Raw genomic sequence first — 681 nt, forward strand, 5'->3', positions numbered from 1 at the left:
AACGAGCGGTGTAGCCGCCGTCAACGGTGAACATGCCACCGGTGGCGAACGACGCTTCGTCAGATGCCAGGAACAGGATCATGGTGGCGATTTCATGTGGCGTGCCCATGCGGTTGACCGGTGCACGTGCCTTGAGCGCCGTGACGAAACCATCCGGATCCGGTACCTCTTGCAGCATCTTCTCGTAGTAGTTTGACCAGATCACCCCTGGGGCAACGCTGTTGACACGGATGTTCTCGGCCGAGTGATCCAGTGCCATGGCCCGGGTAAGTGCAGCCACGCCGCCCTTAGCCGCCACATAGGCTGCGCGGTCAGGAATGCCGACGACCGAAATCGTCGAAGCCAGGTTCACCACGGAACCGCCCCCGCGCTTGATCATCTCGGGAATGGCGTACTTCGACGCCAGGAAGACGCTCTTGAGGTTCACGTCCATGAGGCGATCCCATTCGGCTTCCTCAATGGTCACCACGCTACCGCGCGTGCCGAGACCCGCGTTGTTCACCAGGATGTCGAGACCGCCGAACTTCTCCACGGTGGCCATCACCATGGCCTTGACCTGCTCACTACGCGTGACATCTGCCTCGACGGCAAACGCCTGCTCACCGATGGCCTTCGCCACCGTACAGGCCCCAACGTAGTCGCGGTCAGCCACGACAACCCGCGCGCCTTCCTTGGCGAACA

General features: G+C 61.8%; 1 protein-coding gene. It reads right to left on the reverse strand.

From position 1 onward, the window contains the following. A partial coding sequence (locus ACU8YE_RS23825; RefSeq protein ID WP_446929802.1) for an SDR family oxidoreductase occupies positions 1–681 on the reverse strand: 681 nt, incomplete at both ends.

It is taken from the genome of Ralstonia sp. VS2407 (assembly GCF_052950655.1).